The organism is Streptococcus sp. HMSC074B11 (assembly GCF_001808705.1).
Lineage (GTDB): Bacteria > Bacillota > Bacilli > Lactobacillales > Streptococcaceae > Streptococcus.
On sequence record NZ_KV794241.1, the window covers coordinates 1 to 300 of the forward strand.

1 protein-coding gene is annotated in these 300 nt (G+C 34.7%); it reads right to left on the reverse strand.

Annotation, left to right across the window (positions count from 1 at the left end; translation table 11 throughout):
- Positions 1–300: thioredoxin domain-containing protein (locus tag HMPREF2619_RS01705; protein ID WP_070458574.1), on the reverse strand; the 300-nt coding region annotated here is incomplete at both ends.

A 300-nucleotide genomic window follows, 5' to 3' on the forward strand; every position in this document is an offset into this window, starting at 1 on the left:
TTTCTCATCTGCTACAATCTTTTCCTCTGAATCCCTCGAAGCATATAGATATTTCTTTATTTTTCCCTTACGAATCTTGATGATAGTTGCAGCTTTTTCAACCTGGTATTTTTCTACCAACTTTTGACCTTCTTCTGTCTGAGTGTCAATGTAAAATGTAGGATAAGAACCTTTATTGGCTGCATCTACAACTACACTCTTTCCAACCTGACAGTAAGGACAATCTTTTTTATAAAATACTAGGTTTACATTTTGATCAAGTACAGTATTCTGGTATTCCTTCTGAGTAAGGTGAGGATT